We start from the raw sequence: 21,229 nt of genomic DNA on the forward strand, positions 1-21,229 counted from the left end.
AGTATCAAATCCGTTGCAAACTTGTATGGATAGAAACTGAATAGCTAGACCCGTGGTAAATATTATAAAAGTGACACTAATATTGAGTAAATCGCCAATTTTTGCATCTCACAAAAATATAACCGTGACTTTGTAGGGTTATTTACTTTATGCTCTTTTGCCTATAAGTCAGATCAATTTAGCTAAATTATGAAACAAAAGAATGAAGTTGGTAGTGTAGCTAAGCGTCTTGCCGACATAGCAGATATGCCGAGTAAATGTCGCTGCGGCGGAATTCCCTTGGCACCTGTCCGGGTCCTTGATTGTGAAAATCGATGGACAATTAAATGTTCTGTACCTACGTGCTTAGCACGAAATACTTGCCAAGGTTTGAAAGACACCATCGGTGGATGGAATAGGTTAAGCACCCATTTTTACCGATAAGTATAAATTTCATGCAGTATTGCTAATTAATCACGTTAAAATATCAATTTAATGGAATTGATAGCTGAAATTATTTTGCATTTATGTGATATTTAGTCACCTAAACAGAGAAAAATAACACTCCTCTAGGAGCACTTGTTTGATAAAAATATTGTTGGTTGATGATCACGAACTGGTCAGAACCGGTATAAGACGTATTTTGGAAGATGTACAAGGTTTTGTCGTAGTTGGAGAAGCTACAACAGGTGAAGAGGCCGTTAAATTCTGCCGCAAAGATGCACCTGATTTGGTATTAATGGATATGAGTATGCCTGGCATTGGTGGTTTGGAAGCGACCAAGCAGATCTTGCGTTTTAGTGAAAATACACGAATTATCGTGTTATCGGTTCATAAAGAAAACCCTATCCCTGCAAAGGTGATGCGCATGGGAGCGTTTGGTTACTTGACCAAAGATTCGGATCCTAAAGAAATGGAACTTGCTATTCGCAAGGTTGCAGCGGGGCAAAAATATGTATCGCCTGATATCGCTCAGCAAATAGCGATAGGTGCGTTGGATTTTAGCGACGGTAACCCGTTCGAATGTTTGTCGGAGCGGGAGTTAGAAATAACCTTGATGCTGACCAAAGGTTCAAAAGTGCCTGATATAGCAAAATTTTTAAACATCAGTGCCAAAACGGTTAATACGCATCGTTATCGTATGTTTGATAAATTGAGTGTTAGTACCGATGTTGAACTTACTCATTTAGCACTGCGTCATAAGTTGATAAATTCAGATAATTTGTAATTCATGAGTGACAACATACCGTTTGATTCTAAGGCCTTTCTTAAAGATTTGACTAGCCAGCCTGGCGTTTATCGCATGTATAATCACAAGCAGGATGTGATTTACGTAGGTAAGGCTAAAAACCTTAAAAATCGTGTATCGAGCTACTTTCGTAGTCAGGTCGATAGTATTAAAACGCAATCACTGGTTAAGCAAATCGCTCACATGGACGTTACTGTGGTGCACAGTGAAGCTGAAGCCTTCATTCTCGAAAACAACTTCATCAAGAAATACAAGCCTCGCTATAACGTGCTGTTGCGAGACGACAAGTCTTATCCTTTCATTTTCTTGTCTGATCATCAGCATCCGCGTTTAGCTAATCATCGAGGTCCCAAAAAACTCAAGGGTGAGTACTTTGGGCCTTATCCGAGTGCGTGGGCCGTGCGTGAGAGTTTGCGCACTATGCAGCGTATTTTCCCTATTCGTCAATGTGAAGACAGTTATTATCGAGCGCGCTCTCGTCCTTGTTTGCAATATCAGCTTCAACGCTGTACCGGCCCGTGTGTTGAAGGCTTAGTGAGCGACGAAGAGTACCAAGCCCAAGTGGATTTGGCACGCATGTTTCTCAAAGGCAAGAATAAACAGGTTATTGATTCTCTTGTTCAACATATGGAAAGCGCCAGTGAAGATTTACGTTTTGAATCTGCTGCGCGCTATCGCGACCAAATCAGCGCATTAAACAAAGTTCAAGAACAGCAATGGGTTAGTGGCAATCAAGAAGAAATGGATGTGTTTGGTTTTGCTTATCGAAATGGCATTGCCTGCATTCAAGGCTTATTCATTCGTGATAATAAGCTACTCGGTAGCAAGAGCTTTTACCCTAAGGTGCCTGCGAATGCCAGTGACGAAGAGGTGTTTCAGTCATTTATTCTGCAGTTTTACTTAGCTGGTAATAAAGTCATACCCAAGCAAATCGTTACGCCACTAGAGTTGACCGAGCAGGGGGCAATCGAAGAGTTACTGACCAAAGAAGCGGGCCGACGAATTCAGTTCTATCGTGGCGCCCGGGATGAAAAACGGCGTTATTTAGAATTGGCCAACACCAATGCTGAAAATGCGTTAATTGCTAAGCAAGGGCAGCAAAAGTCGGTATTCGCTCGCTATACTGAACTAGAGAAAATTCTTGAGTTTGAGCAGCCTATTCAGCGTATGGAATGTTTTGATATTAGCCATACGTCAGGGCAGTTAACGGTAGCGTCATGTGTGGTTTTTAATCGTGAAGGGCCTTTTAAAGCTGATTATCGTCGCTATAACATAGATGGCATTACGCCAGGGGATGATTATGCAGCCATGGCTCAAGCGCTTGCGCGTCGTTATCGCGATGTAAAAGACGACAGTAAAATCCCTGATATTTTGTTTATAGATGGAGGGAAAGGCCAATTAACCCAAGCCGAAGATTATTTTGAAGACTGGAAGCATGAGAAAAAACCTTTACTCATTGGTGTTGCTAAGGGGAGTAGCCGTAAGGCTGGCCTTGAAACCCTTATTTTGGCAGGTAACCATGCTACTATCCCGTTATCAGGCGACTCAATTGCCTTGCACCTCATTCAGCATATTCGTGATGAATCACACCGATTTGCAATTACTGGGCACAGAGCAAGGCGTCAAAAAGACAAAAAAACGTCAAAGCTTGAGTCAATTCCAGGAGTCGGCGCGAAACGTCGCCAAAGTTTGCTCAAATACATGGGCGGTTTGCATGGTATTTTGCAAGCCAGTCGCAGCGAAATCGCTAACGTGCCAGGGATTAGCGCAGAACTAGCGGATACGATTTATGACCATATCCACAATTAAAACACGCTCGTGAGTAACACGAGCCTCGTAGGCCTGCCTACCCAACACAACAACGAGGACTAACCGCTAAATGTGGACTATCCCAAACATCATCACTTTGATCCGCGTTTTATTGATACCTATTTTCGTCGCGGTGTATTTTCTTGATTGGAAGTGGGCGCATCAGGCCGCTGCATTTATTTTCTGGTTTGCTGCGATTACTGATTGGTTCGATGGCTATCTGGCACGTAAATTACAACAATCTACCGCCTTTGGCGCATTTTTAGACCCAGTTGCCGACAAACTTATAGTAGCAACTGCATTGCTCCTGATTACTGATACCTATGCAACCGCGTGGATAACCGTACCCGCGATATTATTATTAGCTCGAGAAGTTTATATTTCGGCCTTGCGTGAATGGATGGGGCAAAAAGGACTACAAGATACCGTTAAAGTCTCATTTATGGGCAAAGCAAAAACCATGGCGCAAATGTTGGCCTTGATTGGTTTGCTCTCAGAAATGCAATCTTTTATGGGTATTCCGATTTATTGGGTGACGTTGGGATACATATTATTGTATTTCGCCGCAGTATTATCTCTATGGTCTATGGTGACTTACACCATTGCAGCTTGGCCTTCGCTATCAAAACCTGAAAGCAAACAAGATTAATCGGGCTAAATCGTTTGAAAAAAAAGCGCATTAGTCAAAAATCAAGCAGTCAGTCATAAAATGTTATTTTTGTTGTTGACAGTCTTGATAGTGAATGTAGAATGCAGCCCAGATTTAGAGAGCAGCAAACAACTCGCTAAGTAAACAAGGCATCGTTACTTAACAAGTTTGCTTTTTAAAACAGGTGCGGGAATAGCTCAGTGGTAGAGCACAACCTTGCCAAGGTTGGGGTCGCGAGTTCGAATCTCGTTTCCCGCTCCAAATTTAACGTAGTAATTGTAGTGAGTAATCGTTACAAGGAGTGCAACCCCAAGGGGTCGCAATCGAGCGTCGACCGGTTCGAATCTCGTTACCCGCTCCAAATTTAAAGAAGTAATTGTGGTGAGTAATCACTGTAAGGAGAGCTTCAAAAGAAGCAATGAATGTTTCATTCATTATTAACTCCAAATGTGGCGGAATGGCAGAATGGCTATGCAGCGGATTGCAAATCCGTGGATCTCGGTTCGACTCCGGGTTCCGCCTCCATAATCGCTTCAGCAATACCAGCTTGTTATTATTAACAAGTATCCCCCGATGCCCGGGTGGTGAAATTGGTAGACACAAGGGATTTAAAATCCCTCGTTCGTAAGGACGTGCCGGTTCAAGTCCGGCCCCGGGCACCATTCTAAGTTATTGTTTTTATTATCTTTTCGATATAACTTTTTATTCTCAATTCTTGCTGTAAATCTATTTCGGAATATTTTCCGAATATTATTGGTTATTTCTTGCTTTCAACGGTGGGAACGACTTGTACTTTTCTGTCGTATATTGAGATCTGAGACTCGCTTTTGTGACCACTTGCGCGTTGCTTTTCTGCTGTGGTGCCTTCGAAGTCTGATATGCCTTTTGCTTTCAGATCGTGAAAGGTGAAATCTAGCGGGAGTTCAGTTTCTAACCGGGCTTTGATTACAGCTTTGCGCCATCGTTGGTCGAAGCTGGCCAGTGCGAACGGTGAGCCATTCTTTTGCTGTAGTACATACATTGATTCAACTCTGGCTGATTCTGCTTTAGCGAACGTTACCGCTGCGCGCAGGCGTGGACCCCATTCTTTAATTTGTTTCTTGCCTGTTTTGCCTTGCTTGATGTAAATACCTTGCTCGAGTAACTGGCTTTTATGCAGTTTTACGACATCGGCTTTTCTGGCCATGCATAAATAACTGATTTCCATTGCGGCTTTTACGACTGCGCATGCGGTATTAAATACGGCTTGGTACTCGTAGTCTTCTACGTAGCGGTCGCGGGGTGTTTCTTTGAATTGTTTTACACCTGTGCATGGGTTGCTGGCTACTTTACCGCGCTCGAATGCCCAGCGGTACGTGCGTGATAAAAAGGCTTTGTGTCGGTTGGCTTGCACTGGGGATTTTTGGCCGAGTATATCCATGAATTGGCGAACATGTTTAGGCTGAACTTTATCGCTTTGCATGGGGCCGAATGCAGCTAATATTTTTTTAGAGTACTTTACGTAGTCTTTTTGGGTGTTCATGGCGAGTTCGCAAAAGTCTGCACTGTCGATAAACTCACGAACCAACTTACTTACAGTGTTATTGCTGTTCGATAGCTCTATTTGTTTTTCATACTCTTGCCACACCATCGATTTAGTTGCACTTAAATCGCATAAACGCATAACTCCGCTTGTCCTTGGCCGAAACTCGTATGCGCTTTTCCCTTTGTATACACGGGGTGGTATTCATTGATCTGCGGTATTCCGTTTTCTATCCATTTAGAAAAATTTGGAGAAAATCCACTCTCTGAAATTGTCAACTATTCATCTCGATAATTGGAACGCATGTCTTACGTAATTTTACCTTCATTTTCCATCGTTGCCGCGATATATATCCTCATCGGCGGTGCTTTTTATTTTTACTGACTCGGCAGGGTATCGGTGAATATCAATATATTGATATTTTTCAGTGCTTTCATACAAATTATTCTCAAAATCGGAAAAATTTAACTTTTATAGCGAGTTATTGCCTATGCTAAAAATGACATATGTAAACAGCCGAAAAAAACTGTTAGCTTCAATTTAACATCTGGGAGATATCTAATGGAATTACCTTCAGGTGCTTTTATTATGATTTGGGCGACAATCGCTGGGATTATTACAGCTGTTGTAGCCTTAGTTTCAATGATCATATCTAAAGAACAAAAAATATCTGAATATAGAGAATCTAGACGTAGACGAATCAGACAAGAGGCTGCTCAATATTTGGCACAAATCGATACATTATTTAAATTGTATGAATGCGAGCTTAAATCAACTAAGCAAAATTGTTTGACTGATATGGAGTTGCAGAAATTTAGGTGTTCGCATAAAGAAAATATATATCAGCTATTTGAGATGAGACATCGACTTTTTCTTAGGTTAACTCCTGAAAGGTCTCCAAAACTTAAAGAGTCTTTAGAATCTATTGACCAAGTATTTTTTGGTACTTCTTTTTGTGAAGATACTTTACACATACATCGAGATTCCATTATAAAAGAAGTACAAGGTATTTTAAGATACGAATGGAAAAGGGTTAAATCTGGGGAACCTGATTATCAGAAAACCGAAAAAACATCAAAAACGGCAATAAAATGTCTACTTTTATTCCTTATAGTTTTATTTGGATACGGAACTTATATATTTTTTAAATCATAATCTGATTGTAATTTTAAGTGCTTCTTATAAATTAGCTCACCATTTTTGTAAACCCAACGAATGTATCGATGCTCTTGAGGTGAAGGACACTTCGCCTGACTTGAACTGAGCAAATCGTGAAATCTTTGGCTATATTTCGCCATTTCTGTTTACTCTGATCGTTAATCACCCCTATCATTAAAAAAGAGATATCAAACATTCAAAATTTTACTGGCGGTAAAAATTGCAACATTCGAGAAGAACTTGGCAGCCGTCGGGCCTGGATATGCAAGCATCATGCGCGCAATATTGAAGCGCTGGAATGGCTCCCCACATCAAGTAAAACGCAGTAATCCTGCCTAGCCTCTTAAGTCTACATAGTTCCCCATGTAAATTCGTCGGTTGTTCTGGCGAACGTCACTCCGGTTGTATTCGAGGATTATCTATCTTTCGATGAATAGCGCTTACCTTATTTATTCCGTCCCATGCCGGTTACCAGTGGCACCCGTCTTCAGACTATATTCGGGGCTCAATAATGAGATACAGAGCAACCCATCATAAAAATGATATGCGTTATGCTGGAACTAAACTTGATGGGGTGAGCTTTATTTCCGATAGGTGCGTTAATCTTCATCCTTGTAAAAGCCAAGCTACATGGAGCATTTATGAATAACTTACTGTTGGTTGCTGCGGGCGTATTTCTTGTGAGTGCGTGTACGGCTTTACCAGCGCGTAATACCTTAGCATCGCTGGATTTAACCGCTGTAAACATCAATTACGCAGGCGCTTTGCTAAGAGATTGAAGCCTCGCTTAGTGGTAATTGGTGTAAGATACCCAGTTAATCATTGTGAACATCATTCGAGTGGCATCACATACAAAATTTAATTCATCCAAGGAATGTTTATCTATGTCATTTGACGCTTTAGGCTTGTGTGATGCGCTGGTACAAGCCGTTGCAGATAAAGGCTACACGGTTGCCTCACAAATTCAGGGTGAAGCGATCCCCGCTATCTTAAATCAACGTGATGTGATGGCTGTAGCGCAAACAGGTACAGGCAAAACCGCGGCTTTTACCTTGCCTGTGTTGCAATTATTATCTGCTGGTGAAAGTGCCCAACCCCATCATGTTCGTGCGTTGATCATCACGCCGACCCGAGAGTTGGCGGCGCAAGTGGCTAAGAGCGTTGAGAACTACAGCGGCCTGCTTAATATTCGCAGCGGGGCAGTTTTTGGTGGTGTAAGAATAGAGCCGCAAATACGTCAACTACAACAGGGTGTAGATGTGCTTGTAGCTACGCCGGGCCGGTTAATTGACTTGTACAATCAACAGGCGATTAGCTTTGAACATCTTGAAATATTAGTTTTAGATGAAGCTGACCGCATGTTGGATTTAGGTTTTGTTGAGGATATTCAACACATCCAAACTTTACTGCCGAGTAAACGCCAAACCTTGTTATTTTCAGCTACATTTTCAAATGATATACAAACATTTGCTAAGAATATGTTGAACATGCCGCTAATCATTGCAGTAACTGCTGTTAATAGCACGGTGAATACGGTTGCGCAGACATTTCACCCAGTGGACAAAGAGCGTAAAAGCGAGGTGTTAATTCACTTAATTAAGAAACACCAATGGCAGCAAGCGTTAGTATTTGTCCGTACTAAGCGTTCAGCGGACAGCTTAGTTACCCAGTTGGAAAGTGCAGGTATAAGCGCGGCGTCAATTCACGCCAACCGAACCCAACATGCGCGCACGCTAGCGTTAGATGGCTTTAAAAACGCCAGCATACGGGTTTTGGTTGCCACAGATATTGCTGCGCGGGGGATTGATGTTAACCAACTTAACTGTGTGGTTAACTTTGACTTGCCTTATGTACCAGAGGATTACGTACATCGCATTGGTCGCACTGGTCGAGCAGGTTATACGGGCTTAGCGGTGTCATTATTCAGTGAAGATGAAACTAAACAGTTGTTGTCAATCGAGCGCTTTATTGGCGTGCAGTTCAAGCGTGAGTTCATCCTAGGTTTTACGCCAAAGCATAAAGCGTCGTCGGCCAGCGCGTTATCAAAAAATACCACTTCGGATAACCCAAATCGCAAAAATGAATCCGCAAAAAAACAACATGACGGTAAGGTATCTAAAGGTAAATCAAGCAACGACTATGATGATGATTTGTACGGCAATTTTGAAGCAAACTCTCAGACTGCGCACCGAGGTCAAAAGCAAGGTGCGAGCGTCGCTAAACGGAGCCGTAAAAAGTAGAGACATTAACTAATGAAAACCTAGTCTGGGGGAATATTCTTGATTTGTGTACATAATTCTAAAGCACTCAAAAGCTTAAGGGTTATTTTTTTCAGATATTGAGTGCCAAGGGCATATTGTCTACAATGGCGCACTTTTTTTGAATCTAGGTCATTTTCATGAACGATACGACAACTTTACCTCCTTTACCGGATCGCCTCTCGGGCAATCCCCGCAGTCCACACCATGATAAAGAAATTTTTGAACATCACATTGGTATTTTGTTGAATGGCAAAGAGCGCACCAATGTAGAAGAATATTGTGTCAGTGAAGGTTGGGTTAAAATTCCTTCACCCAAAGCCCTCGATCGCCGTGGTCAACCGCTTTTGATTACGTTAAAAGGTACGGTTGAAGCGTTTTATAAATAAGCCGCCAGGCTCTTTTTATTGTTAACCTAGTGATCCCATGGATATAAAAGCCAGTGCTATTGAGTTAATGCGCTGGCTATTTACTGCTAGTCTTACTCACAGGGCATTCACCTATTTAGCGTTAGCCTAATCATCCGCCTGCTTTTTATCCATGGACGATCGTTATTCTCCATTCATCTATAGATTATAGATATGACGACCACGATTATAACGCGCTTGTTCCTACACTTTACTGCTAGCTTGCATATTTACGTCTGCGCGGGGCTGGATATATTCAAGGCAATATTTTCCTCAATTCGTTAGATATAACAACCGCTAATACGGTCACAAAGGTTGAGATAAATATTCACTCGTAGAATACACCGGCATCGTTAAGCGTAAACGCGCGCTGGGACTCAGCCGAGTACGCGATGACAAATACATTCGATTATTGCTCATAGAAATGACTTACCAGCCATAAATTGGCATGGTGCAGGCGTATTTTCAGCGCGCTATTTTTATATTGGTCGTTATGGTATTTTTTGATAATACCTGTATATAAAGCCGCATCGGAAGATAACGTTATGACGAAAACGAAGCACATTGAATCGATTGTTGAACTTGGGCATGACCTTGCTCATAAACACAAAGCTTTTCAACCCGATGAGGTAAATGTCTCACAAGCGCTCAAAAAACAAATAGCGGAAGACTTCGAGTCGTTACAAAAAAATGGTTACGTCATTATTGAACGTTTACTTTGTGAGTCTGAATTGAACACCATTCGCAGTGCAACAGTGCCACTTTTAGAGGGTGGCGGACGCAATAATTTTGAAGGTATAAAGACCCAGCGGCTTTATAGTGTGCTTGAGAAAACGCGTCTAATTGACTCATTGGCTATTCATCCAAGGATAACAGGCTTACTTGACCATTTATTCCAACCCAATTACCTGCTAAGCCAAGCACAAATGATCAATATTTTACCTGGAGAGGTCGCTCAACCTTTGCATTATGATGATGGTTTTTATCCTGTTAAACGTCCCCGTAAACCGCTCGGAGCCGCTACTATTTGGGCTATAGATGAATTTACCGACGAAAATGGCGCAACGGTTATTATTCCAGGTAGTCATTTATTAGGTCAAGAAATCGTCACTGATCGAAGTCAAACGATTCCAGTCGTGATGCCAGCGGGATCTGTCGTATTCTTTCTTGGCACAACCTGGCATGGTGGAGGTGCGAATCAATCTGAATCGACCCGCCTTGCTGCTACCTGCCAATATTGTGAACCTTGGCTAAGACCCCAGGAAAATTTCTTTTTAGAGCTTAGCCAAAAAACATTGCAAGCCATTCCCGAACAGTTACTTAGCATGGTTGGTTACTCAATACACCCACCATTCATGGGTATGGTAAATGGTATGCATCCCAAACGGACACTATCAAACAGCAAAAAGACGTAGTTTACGGCCAATACTGCTGCGCTTGAAAATCATCTACTAAAAAGGTCTTCGCTGTTAGGGAGTTATGAAGCGGCTCATGCTCCCAATAATTTGAACCGCGTGTTTAATATGACAAATTTAGCGTTAGCATTCTTAATTACTGGCGCAGAAAAGCGTCTGGTTGCGGATTGCACAGTAGTCGTACACGGAATATATATAACTGCATTGTCGATGGTTTTGTCTTGGCATATGTTATCGCTGCCGCGTTAAATTTCTGTTAACAAAATGGTGTTGGTGCTCGGTTGGTGCGCTAATCTGGTTAACACCTAGTTACTTAATACGCTTCGTTTCGATTAATTAATTTCATTGCTCATGGGGTGATGTGCTGATAACTTACTGAGTTAGCTAATATTACATGCGGGTTAACTTTGATTTTTCTGTAGCATTCACGCCACTCGAGCAGGCGAGACATTGTTCAGTTTCCTCTAGTTTGCCTAATATTTTACGCCAAATGGCGATTTTTAGGAGTTGAGTTATGTTTAGTCACGTGATGATTGGTGTTAACGATATGGAAGCATCAAAAGCATTTTATGATGCGACCATGGCTGTTTTAGGTTACAAGCCTGGTGTAATGGATGAAAAAGGCCGTTGCTTCTATTTCGATAAAAGCGGTGTGTTTGCCTTAACGAAACCAATCAACGGCGAGCAAGCTTGCCACGGCAATGGCTCAACGTTAGGTTTTAAAGTTGAAAGTACTGAACAAGCTGAAGCATGGCATGCAGCGGGGTTAGCAAATGGCGGAGTGGCTTGTGAAGATCCTCCTGGTGTACGTGGCGCAGGTGAAAACCAAATGTACCTAGCGTATTTACGTGACCCAACGGGTAATAAAGTTTGTACGCTCATTCGCGTGTAATACACCATCTTAGTTTAGCTGTGTAGGTACCCAGAAAATCAATTTAAAAAGTGCTCATGATAGGGCACTTTTTTGTTTCTGGTGTACTTATGATGATTTTTCATACTAGTGTCATCTTTCGGGACATTTAAGCCTGTTACACTCGACTCATTACGTGGAAATAGCGGGTTATGAACGTCTTGATTTACCCGCCTGACAGGATGAAGTACTCGATTTTAGCGGACCGTTTATAGCATTTTCTAAGGTATCTCGTTTTTCTCGACTAGAGTTACGATTTAATGTGATTTTTGTGGCGCAAACCTTGTGTCCAGTTTCAGCCGAGGGGGCGTTGCCCTCACTGGGCATTATCCCTTTGAAATACATTGATTGATTGATTGATGTGTTATTGGTAGCACAGTCTCACGAGTAGCTGTTCGACAATCAGTATTTACTCGATCAGTTATTAAATATAGCGGAGTCGGCCACGACAATGAATTTCATTTTCACAGTTGGGTTTCTTTTGAAGCAGGCTTATTGAGGCGTCTTTCGGTGACCATGCATTGAGAGGATATTAGCACCTTGAAGACTGCTTACCCATGGCCAGCGCCGCAAGTACGAATGGAAAGCGAAAACATAAAATACGGTATTGAAAGTTGTCACTTACTTTACAGCGATAAAAACTAAAAGGCGTTAATTGATGTTTGTTCCAAAAAATATGCATATGCAAGGTAACGATACAATTGTTCAATTTATAAAAGACCATAGCTTTGGTATTTTGGTGTCTGAATCATTGGAGGCCACACATATTCCTTTTATATTTTCCCCCGATGAAGGTGAAAAAGGGGTCTTGTATGGGCATATCGCTAAAGCTAATCCTCAATGTAAACAACTTGCTCAGGAGAATGCACTCGTCATCTTTAATGGCCCCCATGGGTATATTTCGCCAACGTGGTATGAAAATGGACCGGGTGTGCCAACGTGGAATTATGCTGCAGTTCACTGCCGCGGGAGAGCGACTTTATTAAATGATGCCCACACCATAGAAACAATGAACAGGCTAGTGGCTAAATATGAGCCTAACTTGCTCAATGATGAGGTGTTAATGCCACAAGATTATCAAGCTAAACTTAGGCAGGCGGTTGTTGGTTTTAAAATTGATATTGAGCATATTGATGCTAAAGAGAAGCTGGGGCAGCAGCGAAAAATAGCAGATCAACACGGTGTGCATACTGCTTTATCAACAAGTGATGCGCTCGGGGATAAGCAACTCGCCAATTACATGCAGCGCAGACAGTTGGGCGTGGGGGCCATTAATCAACCTTAGCTCGCCCAAGAGGGGTGATGCTTTCAGTATAATATTTCGAGACGGCAATTTAGTCGCGTAAACGTGTTGGGGAAGCGTATTACAGTGCACTGTAACATGTTAGTTTGGTGCACTGTGAACACGCGCTAGCTTAACCATAGGCCAATGTTTTTACTGCTGTATCCACTTACGGATAGCATCACGATCTTGCTCAGTCATACCCGTTTTATTCATCAACGGCATGTCCTTACTGACAACAGCGCGTTGGTAAATAAGCGGGGCTCTGGCACTGATTTGCTGCCATGAATCCAACATTAATCCTAGGGGAGCGATGACAAATAGCGCATCAGTTGGTTTAGCAGAATGACAATTTGCGCAGTGAGTTTGAATAACATCAAACGCATTTTGCTCAACATCATTTAGTGTGACTTGTGCAGTGGGTGCGACAATTGGGTTTTCTGGACTGTCACTGGTGCTGCGAGGGTAAGATACCCAGCCAGCAATGATTAACATGCCAATGGCGCCAGTAATGAGTACCGAGGGCCGTGAAATACCCACATGCTTCAAGTTAAAGTAATGGCGTATCCAGGCAGACACTACACCAATCGCCATTAGCACAGCCCATGCTTGAGGGTGTTGAAAGGTCATGGGGTAATGGTTACTGATCATGATAAATAGCACGGGTAATGTCAGGTAATTATTGTGCACTGAGCGCAACTTTGCGGCTAATCCCCAAGCGGGATCGATCTCTTTATTGTTGGTTACCGCATCTACCATTAAACGCTGGGCAGGCATTATTTTGAAAAATACATTACCAGCCATAATGGTACCAATTAGGGCGCCAACATGCATAAATGCACCACGGCCGCTAAACCAGTGAGTGGCTAAATAGCTAACTGCACCAAGTAATACCAGTAACAATATGCCAAACAGTGCAGGGTAACGACTAAGGGCGCTGCGACAGGCACCTTCGTAAATAAATAACCCACCAAAAATCAACCCAAGGCCCCGAATAATGGCGTCTGTAGGGGTTAACTGCATAACATTTGGGTCAATGAGATAAATCGACGCCCCATGATAATAAATCAAGCTCAGTAATAAAAAGCCACTTAACCAAGTTGTGTAAGCTTCCCATTTAAACCAGTGTAGCGTTTCAGGCATTTTTTCTGGTCCGCGTTGGTATTTAGCCACCTCATAAAATCCACCACCATGAACCGCCCATAAGTCGCCTTTAATGCCTTTGTCTTGTTTCCATTTAGGCGGCGTGCGCAGATTATTATCTAACCAAATAAAATAAAACGACGCGCCAATCCATGCTACGCCTGCTATGACGTGAAACCAGCGTATAAATAAAGATGACCAATCAAACCATGCCATTATCAAGTTCCTTGTTTATTATTATTTTATGTGTGTTTGGTACACTGGTTCACCTGCGATATAAGTCGCACTAATGGCTCTGTCATCTGCCAACATACTAAGAGCGAAAATAATGTCCTGCACCTCGTTATGCTGCTCAAATCTAAGACTGGTCAGCTCATCAAAATTAGGATCCAATACCACGAAATCTGCGTCAGAGCCGGGGTTCAGGTTACCGATTTTATCCTCTAAACCTTGGGCGAGCGCCGCACCCTGAGTCATTAGGTACAATCCATGAAGAGGTTGCAATTGCTCGCCACGTAATTGACCCACTTTATAAGCTTCACCTAAGGTGCGCAGCATACTGAAGCTGGTGCCAGCCCCTACATCTGTAGCTAAAGCCACTGGAATGTTGTGTTTTTCTGCCGTCTTGAGATCGAACAAGCCACTGCCTAAAAATAAATTAGACGTTGGGCAAAAAGCAATACTTGCACCGCTTTGGGCCATTCGCTGCCACTCATGCTCTTGCATGTGAATACAATGTCCAAACACTGCTTTGGGACGCAACATATTGAATTTATCGTACACATCTAGATAACCATTGTGCTTAGGAAACAGCGAATTTACCCACGCTATCTCGTTCAGATTTTCATTTAAGTGGGTCTGTATATACACGTCGGGATATTGCTGAGCTAATTCCCCTAACGCGTGTAATTGCTCGGGGCTACTGGTAGGTGCAAAACGCGGCGTAATGGCGTAATACAATCGGTCTTTACCGTGCCAGCGTTCAATCAAATCAGCGCTTTCTTTTTGTGCTTTTTCAGGGCTGTCTTGTAGCCAAGATGGGCAATGTCTGTCCATGCACACTTTGCCGGCAATTAGTAACATTTTGTGTTTTTGGGCCGCAGAGAAAAGCGCTTCGGCTGCACATTGATGCACCGAAGAATAGACCATGGCACTGGTGGTTCCATGACGATAAAGTTGGCGTAAAAAAATGTCAGCAATTTTAGCAGCATATTCAGGATTAGAGAATTTACCCTCTGTAGGGAAGGTGTAGTTTTCTAACCAGTCGAGTAGTTGTTCACCAAAACTGGCGAGCATTTCCGTTTGCGGGAAGTGCAAATGACTGTCAATGAAACCCGGCACAATGAGTTGGCCAGAGTAATCATGAGTTTTCACGTCATGATATTGATTTTCAATGGTTTTTCGTTCTCCTGTAACGACTATTTTTCCGTTACGCGTAACCAGTGCGCCATCTTTGATATAGATATAATCATCTTTAGGTTGAGCGCTTTTATGGGGGAAATGCAAAATGGATGCACGGTATAAATGTGTAGTCATTGAATAAAATATTCCGTTAGCTACCGCGGTAACTGCTAAAGCCAAAAGGAGAAATAAGCAGCGGAATATGGTAATGACCACCGTCTTGCGTTATCTCAAAATGCACATCCACGAAGGGATAAAATGCGCTGCCATGCTGGTCAGATAAATACTCGCCTGTCACAAACCTAAGTTGATGGTGTCCGGCTGAAAAAGCTAATTCACCCCACTGATTACAGCGACCATCTGCGTCGGTTTGTGCGCGCGTTATATCGCCATTAGGCGTAGTTAATATAAGCTGCATATTTGCAGCTGGCTTACCCAAGGTGGTGTCTAAAACATGGCTGGAAAGCGACGGGGATTTACTCATCTGATAAGCCTCTTAGTATACGTAACAGGGTAATTTTAATTTGTTCAGCACTGGCAATGTCAATCTCTGTTGCCGTTGGGTTGTCGATACGTTGCGCTATTTCCTCAAGCATGGTGTGTGCATCTAACCCACTGGCACAAATGATAAAGATAAAACCGTGTTTTTCTTTATAAGCTAAGTTAAGTTTTCGCAAAGCCGTTAAGGTGGCTTCGTCTGCTTGGCGGGCGCCGTCTTGCTCGTTGCTCGCCATGGCTTTGGTGCTGGCATACTTCTCTCGCAGGCTACTTATGTCACCGATCATAGGATGGGCGTCGAAAGCCTGTAAAACGTCTGCTTGTTCCATGTCGTGCCAATTGGCTTTTGCTCGTTGACGAACATTAGACTCACTGGCGTAAGGCCGTTGTTCTTGCATTTTAGTTACCCAACGTTTGGCTGCGCAGGCTTGAGTAAAAAATGCTTCTGCTGCTTCAACGGAAATATTGTTTAGTTCATCTAGGGTCATAGTAAGTATTTAAGCTCTTTTGCGGCACGCCAGGCTTTCGCTTGTTTCTGACGCTGGGATTCACTTTTACTGTTTTCATTTGTGTTTACCGATTGTTCATTATGCACACTTTCACTATTGAGACGTTGGATAAGCTGTCCAGCAATAGATACGGCCACCTCAATAGGGCGTTTACCTGGGATGTCGACTACGCCAATGGGACTGACTAAACGAGTAGGCTCATAAACATCGGGCATACGTGCAGCGATACGAGTGACAAAACGCTTGGCTTTGGTACTTGAGCCAATCATGCCTATATAGGGCAGGTCAGGGCGCTTGAGTGCGGCTTCAACCAGTTCATAATCCAGTTGATGATTGTGCGTCATGATTACCATCCAGCTGTTATCCGGGGCTAATGCAATGTGCTCAGTTGGCTCATCACTGACGATCATCTTAAGGTTGGCAAAATCGAATGTCGGCTTGCCTCTCGGAAATAACACCTCTCTGTGATCAATCCATTGAATTTGCAAAGGCAGCTGTGCAAGCAGTGGTACCAGTGCATGGGCAACATGTCCTGCACCAAAGATTTGCACGGTTTGACATTGCTCGATCATCACTTCGAACAATATATTGACCGCGCCGCCACAACATTGGCCTAACTTACTCGATAACGGATAATGTTCTACGTGTTGTGTATGCTCTTTGCCTGCCAATAAAACACGTGCTTTCTCTGTGGCGGCAAATTCAAGTTGACCACCACCGATAGTGTCAAAGGTTTCATCACCGGTAACGATCATTTTAGTGCCGTTACCTCTGGGAGTTGAGCCCGCAGAAGCTAACACAGTCACTAATACGTAAGCTTTACCTTGTTCTTGGCATTGCTGCAGTGCATCAAACCATTTGTTGGTGTTCATTCTATACGCTCGCTGATAGTGATGTTACCAAGAGACTCAATGCAGTTCAGTACAGCCTCAGGTGTCGCCGGGGCAGGTAACTGAGGATCAATCTGGTAATCCGTTAAGCTTGAAATGGCATCTTTAATCGCGCACCAGACCGAGTTCGCTAACATCAATGGGGGCTCGCCGACTGCTTTAGAATGATAAATACTGTCTTCGTCGTTATCACGTGCGTATAAGTCAACGTTAAAGATCTCAGGTGTATCACCAATCGCAGGGATTTTGTACGTGGCGGGATTGTTGCTCATCAAGCGGCCGCTATCATCCCATTTCAAATCTTCTGTGGTCAGCCAGCCCATTCCTTGAATAAAGCCGCCTTCAATCTGGCCGATATCGATCGCTGGGTTTAAGCTGCGGCCTACATCATGGAGTATGTCGACGCGCTCAACTTTGTATTCACCGGTTAAGGTATCAATGGCCACTTCTGATACAGATGCGCCATAAGCGAAATAAAAGAACGGTCGGCCATTACCTGTGTTGCGATCGTAATGAATTTTAGGGGTTTTATAAAAACCTGTTGATGATAATGATACACGGCCAATATAGGCATTTTGCACTAGTTGAACAAAACCTATACTGTTTTCACCCAATGTGACTTTATTATCAGCAAAAATCACGTTATCGGCTGTTAAGTTGAGGTCATTTACCTCATCAGTATAAAACTTAGCTAAGCGTTGCTTGACGATGATACACGCGTTTTGGGCTGCTTTTCCGTTAAGATCGGTGCCGCTTGACGCTGCTGTGGGTGAGGTGTTCGGCACTTTGTCAGTACGCGTGGCTGTGACCTCTACATCATGCAGGGATATACCAAATTCATTTGCCACTATTTGGCCAATTTTGGTGTGTAAACCTTGGCCCATTTCTGTGCCGCCATGGTTAATTTGCATGCTGCCATCTGTGTATACATGCAGCAGGGCGCCAGCTTGGTTCAAATGTTTGGCGGTAAACGAGATACCAAACTTTACTGGGGTTAATGCCAAGCCTTTTTTGACAATTGGACTGTGCTTATTAAACTTACTGATGGCATCTCTGCGTGCCCAATAATCAGATGAGTTTTCTAAGCGGTTGATCAAATCAGCTAACAAATTGTGTTCGACCGTCATGCCATAAGGAGTGAGGTTACGCTGATTTTCGCCGTACAAATTAAGCTTGCGCACGCTAAGCGGATCTTTGCCCACTTTACGGGCGATGGCATCCATCATGGCTTCTGCCACAATCATGCCTTGGGGGCCGCCAAATCCACGGTATGCCGTATGGGAAACCTGATTGGTTCGACAGCGATGACCTGCCACTTTAACGTTCTCTAAATAATAGCCGTTGTCACAATGAAACATGGCTCGGTCGACAATAGCGTCTGATAAATCAGGAGAGTGACCGCAATTACCATTTATCTCTATGTCAGCCGCATTTATCAAGCCCTCTTTATCAAAGCCGACCTTGTAACTGTTTTCAAATGGATGACGTTTACCGGTGGCGATCATGTCTTGCATTCGTGGCAGACGCAGTTTTACTGCGCACTGGTTACGTTTAGCAAATAGTGCAGCGATGCACGCCCACTGAGCGGCTTGTGTCTCTTTACCACCGAAACCACCACCCATGCGTCGCATGTCTACAACTACCTTGTGCAATTTACAATCTAAAACTTCCGCTATCAGTTTCTGTACTTCACTCGGGTGCTGACTAGAGGTGTACACTAACACTCTGTCTTCTTCTTCGCTGATGGCCATTGAAACCTGACCTTCAAGATACATGTGTTCTTGGCCGCCAATGCTTAAATGATTCTGGACGGTAAATGTACTGGCTTTATAAGCCGAGTCGAAGTCTCCCTGGTGCATAAAGTGTGGTGGGCGTACAAAATTACTTTGTTGTTTGGCTGCATCAACACTTAAACATGGCGTGCTGGGGGTGATATCTATTTTGGCCTTAAGGGCAGCTTGACGGGCATGGTGCACCGTGTCTGCTAACACGGCAAACATGGCTTGACCGTGAAAAAGCACATGTTTTTGGGCAAAAATAGGATCACCATCGAATACCGGTGCTATATCAACGTGACCCGGTACATCTTCTACTGTGATCACATCGCTCACGCCTGGGCTCGCCCATACGTCAGAAACATCTAACGATTTGATAACACCTGATGCGGCTGGGCTGGTGCCAATGGCGGCAAATTGTAAATTAGCGGGTTGGGGCAAGTCATCTACGTAACGTGCTTGACCGCTCACTTGGCGGATCGCGCTTTCGTGGGGATGAGACTTGCCTACTTTACCCTGTGGATTACCGCTAAAAGGTTGTTTGATAAGTTTACGCATGACTGCAAGCCTTATCTTGTATTTGGCTGACAAGGATCGTTCGGAAATAGCGTTTAAAAAACGTGTTATTCATAAGCATGTACCCGAGTTTCAATTTTATGGCTTTGTTGATTGCTTTGCAGCCAGAAGCGCTTCCAGAGATTCACGATCATCGTTTGGCGGTAGGTAGCACTGGCTCTTACGTCATCAATTGGATTAAAAGCCTGACTTAAAATTACTTTACCTGCTTCAAACGTCGCGCTTTGTGACCAGTCTTTTCCGACCAGTGCGGCTGCTAAACCTATTGCTGACACTGGGGTGGCTGCTACACCGCCAAAACCGCTAGCCAATTCCTGAATGATATTATTCTCGCCCAGGGTCAGATTAAACACGGCGCACACCGCTGAAATATCATCTTCTTGGCGCTTAGAAATTTTATAGGCGCTGATTTTGCTATTGGTTTTTTTGTACGGGATGAAAATAGCTTCGATCCATTCATTTTTTTGCAACAAGGTTTGACGATAACCGGTAAAAAATTCGCCAATGGGAATATCGCGACGCGCTTGGCCATTATCTACCTGAATACGCGCATTTAATGCAAGCAAAGCAGGGGGCATATCTCCAATAGGCGAGGCATTCGCCACATTACCGCCCAGCGTTGCCTGATTACGAATAGGTGTGGAAGCAAAACGGTCAAGCAGTTCGTGTAACTCAGGAAAGTGCGTAAGCAGTAAAGCTTCCATTTTGCTAAACGGCACAGCTCCACCAATATTAATGCCCAAGTCTGTTTCTTGCAGCACTTGTAGCTCGGCAACTTGGGTCAAGCTAATCAGTGTCGGCAGTGTTTTTAGCTGCTGGGTGACCTCTAATGCTAAATCTGTGCTGCCGGCGAATAAGCGCGCCTCAGGGTGTTTACCTATCGCACTAGCCAGTTCTATTCTGTCTGTTGGCATTAATAGGTTATCAAGCCCCGCGTTGACGTTATGTAAATCAGCCAACTGAGTCACAGTGGTAGCGCGGTTGGCGTAAAATTTGTCATCCACTGTGCCGGTACAAGAAGCAAGTGCGGCATCAATTATGGGTCGATAACCGGTGCAGCGGCATAAGTTTCCGCCAAGAGCGACATTAATTTTTTCTCGGCTTGGCGCTTCACCTTGTTGGTACAAAGCGAACATAGACATAATAAAACCTGGTGTACAAAAGCCGCATTGGGATCCATGTGCATCAACCATGGCTGCCTGAACCGGGTGCAAAGTATCGCCGTCAGCTAAATGTTCAACGGTGAGCAGTTGTTTGCCATGCACCGCAGACAAAAAAGTAACGCAGCTATTTAATGCGCGGTATTCAAGTGCTGAGCCAGGCTTATTTGCTTGTGCTACAACTACGGTACATGCCCCGCAATCGCCAGATGCGCAGCCTTCTTTGGTGCCGCTTAAAGCACACTCTTCCCGAAGGTAATTGAGCAGAGTGGTATCTGCTTGAGTTGCATCTATGTGCACAGCTTTGTCGTTAAGTAAAAAGCTGATCATATTTGTCTCCGAGTGGCTCAGTCATAAATAGTGTAGGAATAATTTGTATCATAACGTTATTTAATACAAAAACTAGACCAATTGGTCAGGTTTTTGCTAATTAGTTTGCGATTATTGGTATCATGAGTGCTTAGGGTCTTTACATTTTCCACTGAGATAAACATTCATCAATGCGCGATTAATGCCTAAGTGGCTTATTACCCGATGTTTAACATGAATATAGGCAAAAGATGTATTTTTAGGTAGGATGTTAACTTGATGTTAATGGGACATGAGAGGCTGAGAGTTATAGCCAAAAATAAAGGAATC

Annotated in this window: 18 protein-coding genes and 3 tRNA genes; 13 read left to right on the plus strand and 8 right to left on the minus strand. The window is 43.4% G+C overall.

The annotated features are described in order from the left end of the window. The first annotated feature begins 562 nt into the window (after positions 1–562). From uvrY to GPLA_RS08295, 6 genes are all read left to right on the plus strand, one after another. Complete coding sequence (gene uvrY, locus GPLA_RS08270) at positions 563–1,207, plus strand: UvrY/SirA/GacA family response regulator transcription factor (RefSeq protein ID WP_007104410.1); 645 nt, start codon at positions 563–565, stop codon at positions 1,205–1,207. Positions 1,208–1,210: 3 nt separating this feature from the next. Further along, on the plus strand, positions 1,211–3,037 hold the full coding sequence (gene uvrC, locus GPLA_RS08275) for an excinuclease ABC subunit UvrC (RefSeq protein WP_007104411.1): 1,827 nt from the start codon (positions 1,211–1,213) through the stop codon (positions 3,035–3,037). A gap of 70 nt (positions 3,038–3,107) precedes the next feature. Further along, entirely contained in the window at positions 3,108–3,686 is a 579-nt protein-coding gene (gene pgsA, locus GPLA_RS08280; protein WP_007104412.1) for a CDP-diacylglycerol--glycerol-3-phosphate 3-phosphatidyltransferase, read from the plus strand. Between the two features lie 186 nt (positions 3,687–3,872). After that, positions 3,873–3,947 (plus strand) — tRNA-Gly (locus GPLA_RS08285). Between the two features lie 190 nt (positions 3,948–4,137). Beyond that, positions 4,138–4,211, plus strand: a tRNA-Cys gene (locus tag GPLA_RS08290). Between the two features lie 50 nt (positions 4,212–4,261). Beyond that, positions 4,262–4,348: transfer RNA gene (locus GPLA_RS08295), tRNA-Leu, on the plus strand. A gap of 95 nt (positions 4,349–4,443) precedes the next feature. On the opposite strand, the gene GPLA_RS08300 is transcribed toward GPLA_RS08295, so the two are convergent. After that, positions 4,444–5,349, minus strand: a complete 906-nt coding sequence (locus GPLA_RS08300; RefSeq protein WP_007104413.1) for a tyrosine-type recombinase/integrase — start codon at positions 5,347–5,349, stop codon at positions 4,444–4,446. Between the two features lie 420 nt (positions 5,350–5,769). Between GPLA_RS08300 and GPLA_RS08305 the strand changes: the two genes are divergently transcribed. The 7 genes from GPLA_RS08305 to GPLA_RS08330 all read left to right on the plus strand — a co-directional run bounded on the left by GPLA_RS08305 (position 5,770) and on the right by GPLA_RS08330 (position 12,641). Then, positions 5,770–6,363, plus strand: coding sequence for a hypothetical protein (locus GPLA_RS08305; RefSeq protein ID WP_007104415.1), 594 nt, complete (start codon positions 5,770–5,772; stop codon positions 6,361–6,363). A gap of 644 nt (positions 6,364–7,007) precedes the next feature. Further along, on the plus strand, positions 7,008–7,145 hold the full coding sequence (locus GPLA_RS23435) for a hypothetical protein (protein WP_007104416.1): 138 nt from the start codon (positions 7,008–7,010) through the stop codon (positions 7,143–7,145). A 105-nt stretch (positions 7,146–7,250) separates the two neighbouring features. Beyond that, entirely contained in the window at positions 7,251–8,606 is a 1,356-nt protein-coding gene (locus GPLA_RS08310; RefSeq protein ID WP_007104417.1) for a DEAD/DEAH box helicase, read from the plus strand. A 158-nt stretch (positions 8,607–8,764) separates the two neighbouring features. Continuing rightward, positions 8,765–9,013: a DUF3297 family protein gene (locus GPLA_RS08315; RefSeq protein WP_007104418.1), complete on the plus strand. Its 249-nt coding sequence runs from the start codon at positions 8,765–8,767 to the stop codon at positions 9,011–9,013. A gap of 563 nt (positions 9,014–9,576) precedes the next feature. Continuing rightward, positions 9,577–10,446 (plus strand): phytanoyl-CoA dioxygenase family protein, encoded by an 870-nt coding sequence (locus GPLA_RS08320; RefSeq protein WP_007104420.1) that lies wholly within the window; start codon positions 9,577–9,579, stop codon positions 10,444–10,446. A 514-nt stretch (positions 10,447–10,960) separates the two neighbouring features. Further along, entirely contained in the window at positions 10,961–11,338 is a 378-nt protein-coding gene (locus GPLA_RS08325) for a VOC family protein (protein ID WP_007104421.1), read from the plus strand. A 676-nt stretch (positions 11,339–12,014) separates the two neighbouring features. Continuing rightward, a complete protein-coding gene (locus tag GPLA_RS08330) occupies positions 12,015–12,641 on the plus strand; it encodes an FMN-binding negative transcriptional regulator (RefSeq protein ID WP_007104423.1) in 627 nt (208 codons plus the stop codon). A 150-nt stretch (positions 12,642–12,791) separates the two neighbouring features. Here GPLA_RS08330 and GPLA_RS08335 read toward each other — a convergent pair whose 3' ends face one another. The 7 genes from GPLA_RS08335 to xdhA form a co-directional block, all read right to left on the minus strand. Continuing rightward, the gene (locus tag GPLA_RS08335; protein WP_007104424.1) at positions 12,792–13,997 is read right to left on the minus strand and encodes a urate hydroxylase PuuD; all 1,206 of its coding nucleotides are present in this window, start codon (positions 13,995–13,997) and stop codon (positions 12,792–12,794) included. Positions 13,998–14,018: 21 nt separating this feature from the next. Further along, positions 14,019–15,317: a guanine deaminase gene (gene guaD / locus GPLA_RS08340; RefSeq protein ID WP_007104425.1), complete on the minus strand. Its 1,299-nt coding sequence runs from the start codon at positions 15,315–15,317 to the stop codon at positions 14,019–14,021. A 16-nt stretch (positions 15,318–15,333) separates the two neighbouring features. Beyond that, positions 15,334–15,666 (minus strand): hydroxyisourate hydrolase, encoded by a 333-nt coding sequence (gene uraH, locus GPLA_RS08345; RefSeq protein WP_007104426.1) that lies wholly within the window; start codon positions 15,664–15,666, stop codon positions 15,334–15,336. Next, positions 15,659–16,168, minus strand: coding sequence for a 2-oxo-4-hydroxy-4-carboxy-5-ureidoimidazoline decarboxylase (uraD, locus tag GPLA_RS08350; RefSeq protein WP_007104427.1), 510 nt, complete (start codon positions 16,166–16,168; stop codon positions 15,659–15,661). The genes uraH and uraD overlap by 8 nt, the downstream gene beginning before the upstream one ends. Continuing rightward, positions 16,165–17,061, minus strand: coding sequence for a xanthine dehydrogenase accessory protein XdhC (gene xdhC, locus GPLA_RS08355; RefSeq protein WP_007104428.1), 897 nt, complete (start codon positions 17,059–17,061; stop codon positions 16,165–16,167). The genes uraD and xdhC overlap by 4 nt, the downstream gene beginning before the upstream one ends. Further along, positions 17,058–19,412: a xanthine dehydrogenase molybdopterin binding subunit gene (gene xdhB / locus GPLA_RS08360; protein ID WP_007104429.1), complete on the minus strand. Its 2,355-nt coding sequence runs from the start codon at positions 19,410–19,412 to the stop codon at positions 17,058–17,060. Before xdhB ends, xdhC begins: the two co-directional genes overlap by 4 nt. 65 nt (positions 19,413–19,477) lie before the next feature. Beyond that, entirely contained in the window at positions 19,478–20,920 is a 1,443-nt protein-coding gene (xdhA, locus tag GPLA_RS08365) for a xanthine dehydrogenase small subunit (RefSeq protein ID WP_007104430.1), read from the minus strand. Positions 20,921–21,229 lie beyond the last annotated feature (309 nt).

It is taken from the genome of Paraglaciecola polaris LMG 21857, from assembly GCF_000315055.1.
Classification (GTDB): domain Bacteria; phylum Pseudomonadota; class Gammaproteobacteria; order Enterobacterales; family Alteromonadaceae; genus Paraglaciecola; species Paraglaciecola polaris.

Excerpts from the sequence above, each read along its gene's own strand:
- uvrC (WP_007104411.1), top strand. The coding sequence starts at position 1,211 with ATGAGTGACAACATACCGTTTGATTCTAAGGCCTTTCTTAAAGATTTG.
- pgsA (WP_007104412.1), top strand. The coding sequence starts at position 3,108 with ATGTGGACTATCCCAAACATCATCACTTTGATCCGCGTTTTATTGATA.
- GPLA_RS08300 (WP_007104413.1), bottom strand. The coding sequence starts at position 5,349 with ATGCGTTTATGCGATTTAAGTGCAACTAAATCGATGGTGTGGCAAGAG.
- GPLA_RS08305 (WP_007104415.1), top strand. The coding sequence starts at position 5,770 with ATGGAATTACCTTCAGGTGCTTTTATTATGATTTGGGCGACAATCGCT.
- GPLA_RS23435 (WP_007104416.1), top strand. The coding sequence starts at position 7,008 with ATGAATAACTTACTGTTGGTTGCTGCGGGCGTATTTCTTGTGAGTGCG.
- GPLA_RS08310 (WP_007104417.1), top strand. The coding sequence starts at position 7,251 with ATGTCATTTGACGCTTTAGGCTTGTGTGATGCGCTGGTACAAGCCGTT.
- GPLA_RS08315 (WP_007104418.1), top strand. The coding sequence starts at position 8,765 with ATGAACGATACGACAACTTTACCTCCTTTACCGGATCGCCTCTCGGGC.
- GPLA_RS08320 (WP_007104420.1), top strand. The coding sequence starts at position 9,577 with ATGACGAAAACGAAGCACATTGAATCGATTGTTGAACTTGGGCATGAC.
- GPLA_RS08325 (WP_007104421.1), top strand. The coding sequence starts at position 10,961 with ATGTTTAGTCACGTGATGATTGGTGTTAACGATATGGAAGCATCAAAA.
- GPLA_RS08330 (WP_007104423.1), top strand. The coding sequence starts at position 12,015 with ATGTTTGTTCCAAAAAATATGCATATGCAAGGTAACGATACAATTGTT.
- GPLA_RS08335 (WP_007104424.1), bottom strand. The coding sequence starts at position 13,997 with ATGGCATGGTTTGATTGGTCATCTTTATTTATACGCTGGTTTCACGTC.
- guaD (WP_007104425.1), bottom strand. The coding sequence starts at position 15,317 with ATGACTACACATTTATACCGTGCATCCATTTTGCATTTCCCCCATAAA.
- uraH (WP_007104426.1), bottom strand. The coding sequence starts at position 15,666 with ATGAGTAAATCCCCGTCGCTTTCCAGCCATGTTTTAGACACCACCTTG.
- uraD (WP_007104427.1), bottom strand. The coding sequence starts at position 16,168 with ATGACCCTAGATGAACTAAACAATATTTCCGTTGAAGCAGCAGAAGCA.
- xdhC (WP_007104428.1), bottom strand. The coding sequence starts at position 17,061 with ATGAACACCAACAAATGGTTTGATGCACTGCAGCAATGCCAAGAACAA.
- xdhB (WP_007104429.1), bottom strand. The coding sequence starts at position 19,412 with ATGCGTAAACTTATCAAACAACCTTTTAGCGGTAATCCACAGGGTAAA.
- xdhA (WP_007104430.1), bottom strand. The coding sequence starts at position 20,920 with ATGATCAGCTTTTTACTTAACGACAAAGCTGTGCACATAGATGCAACT.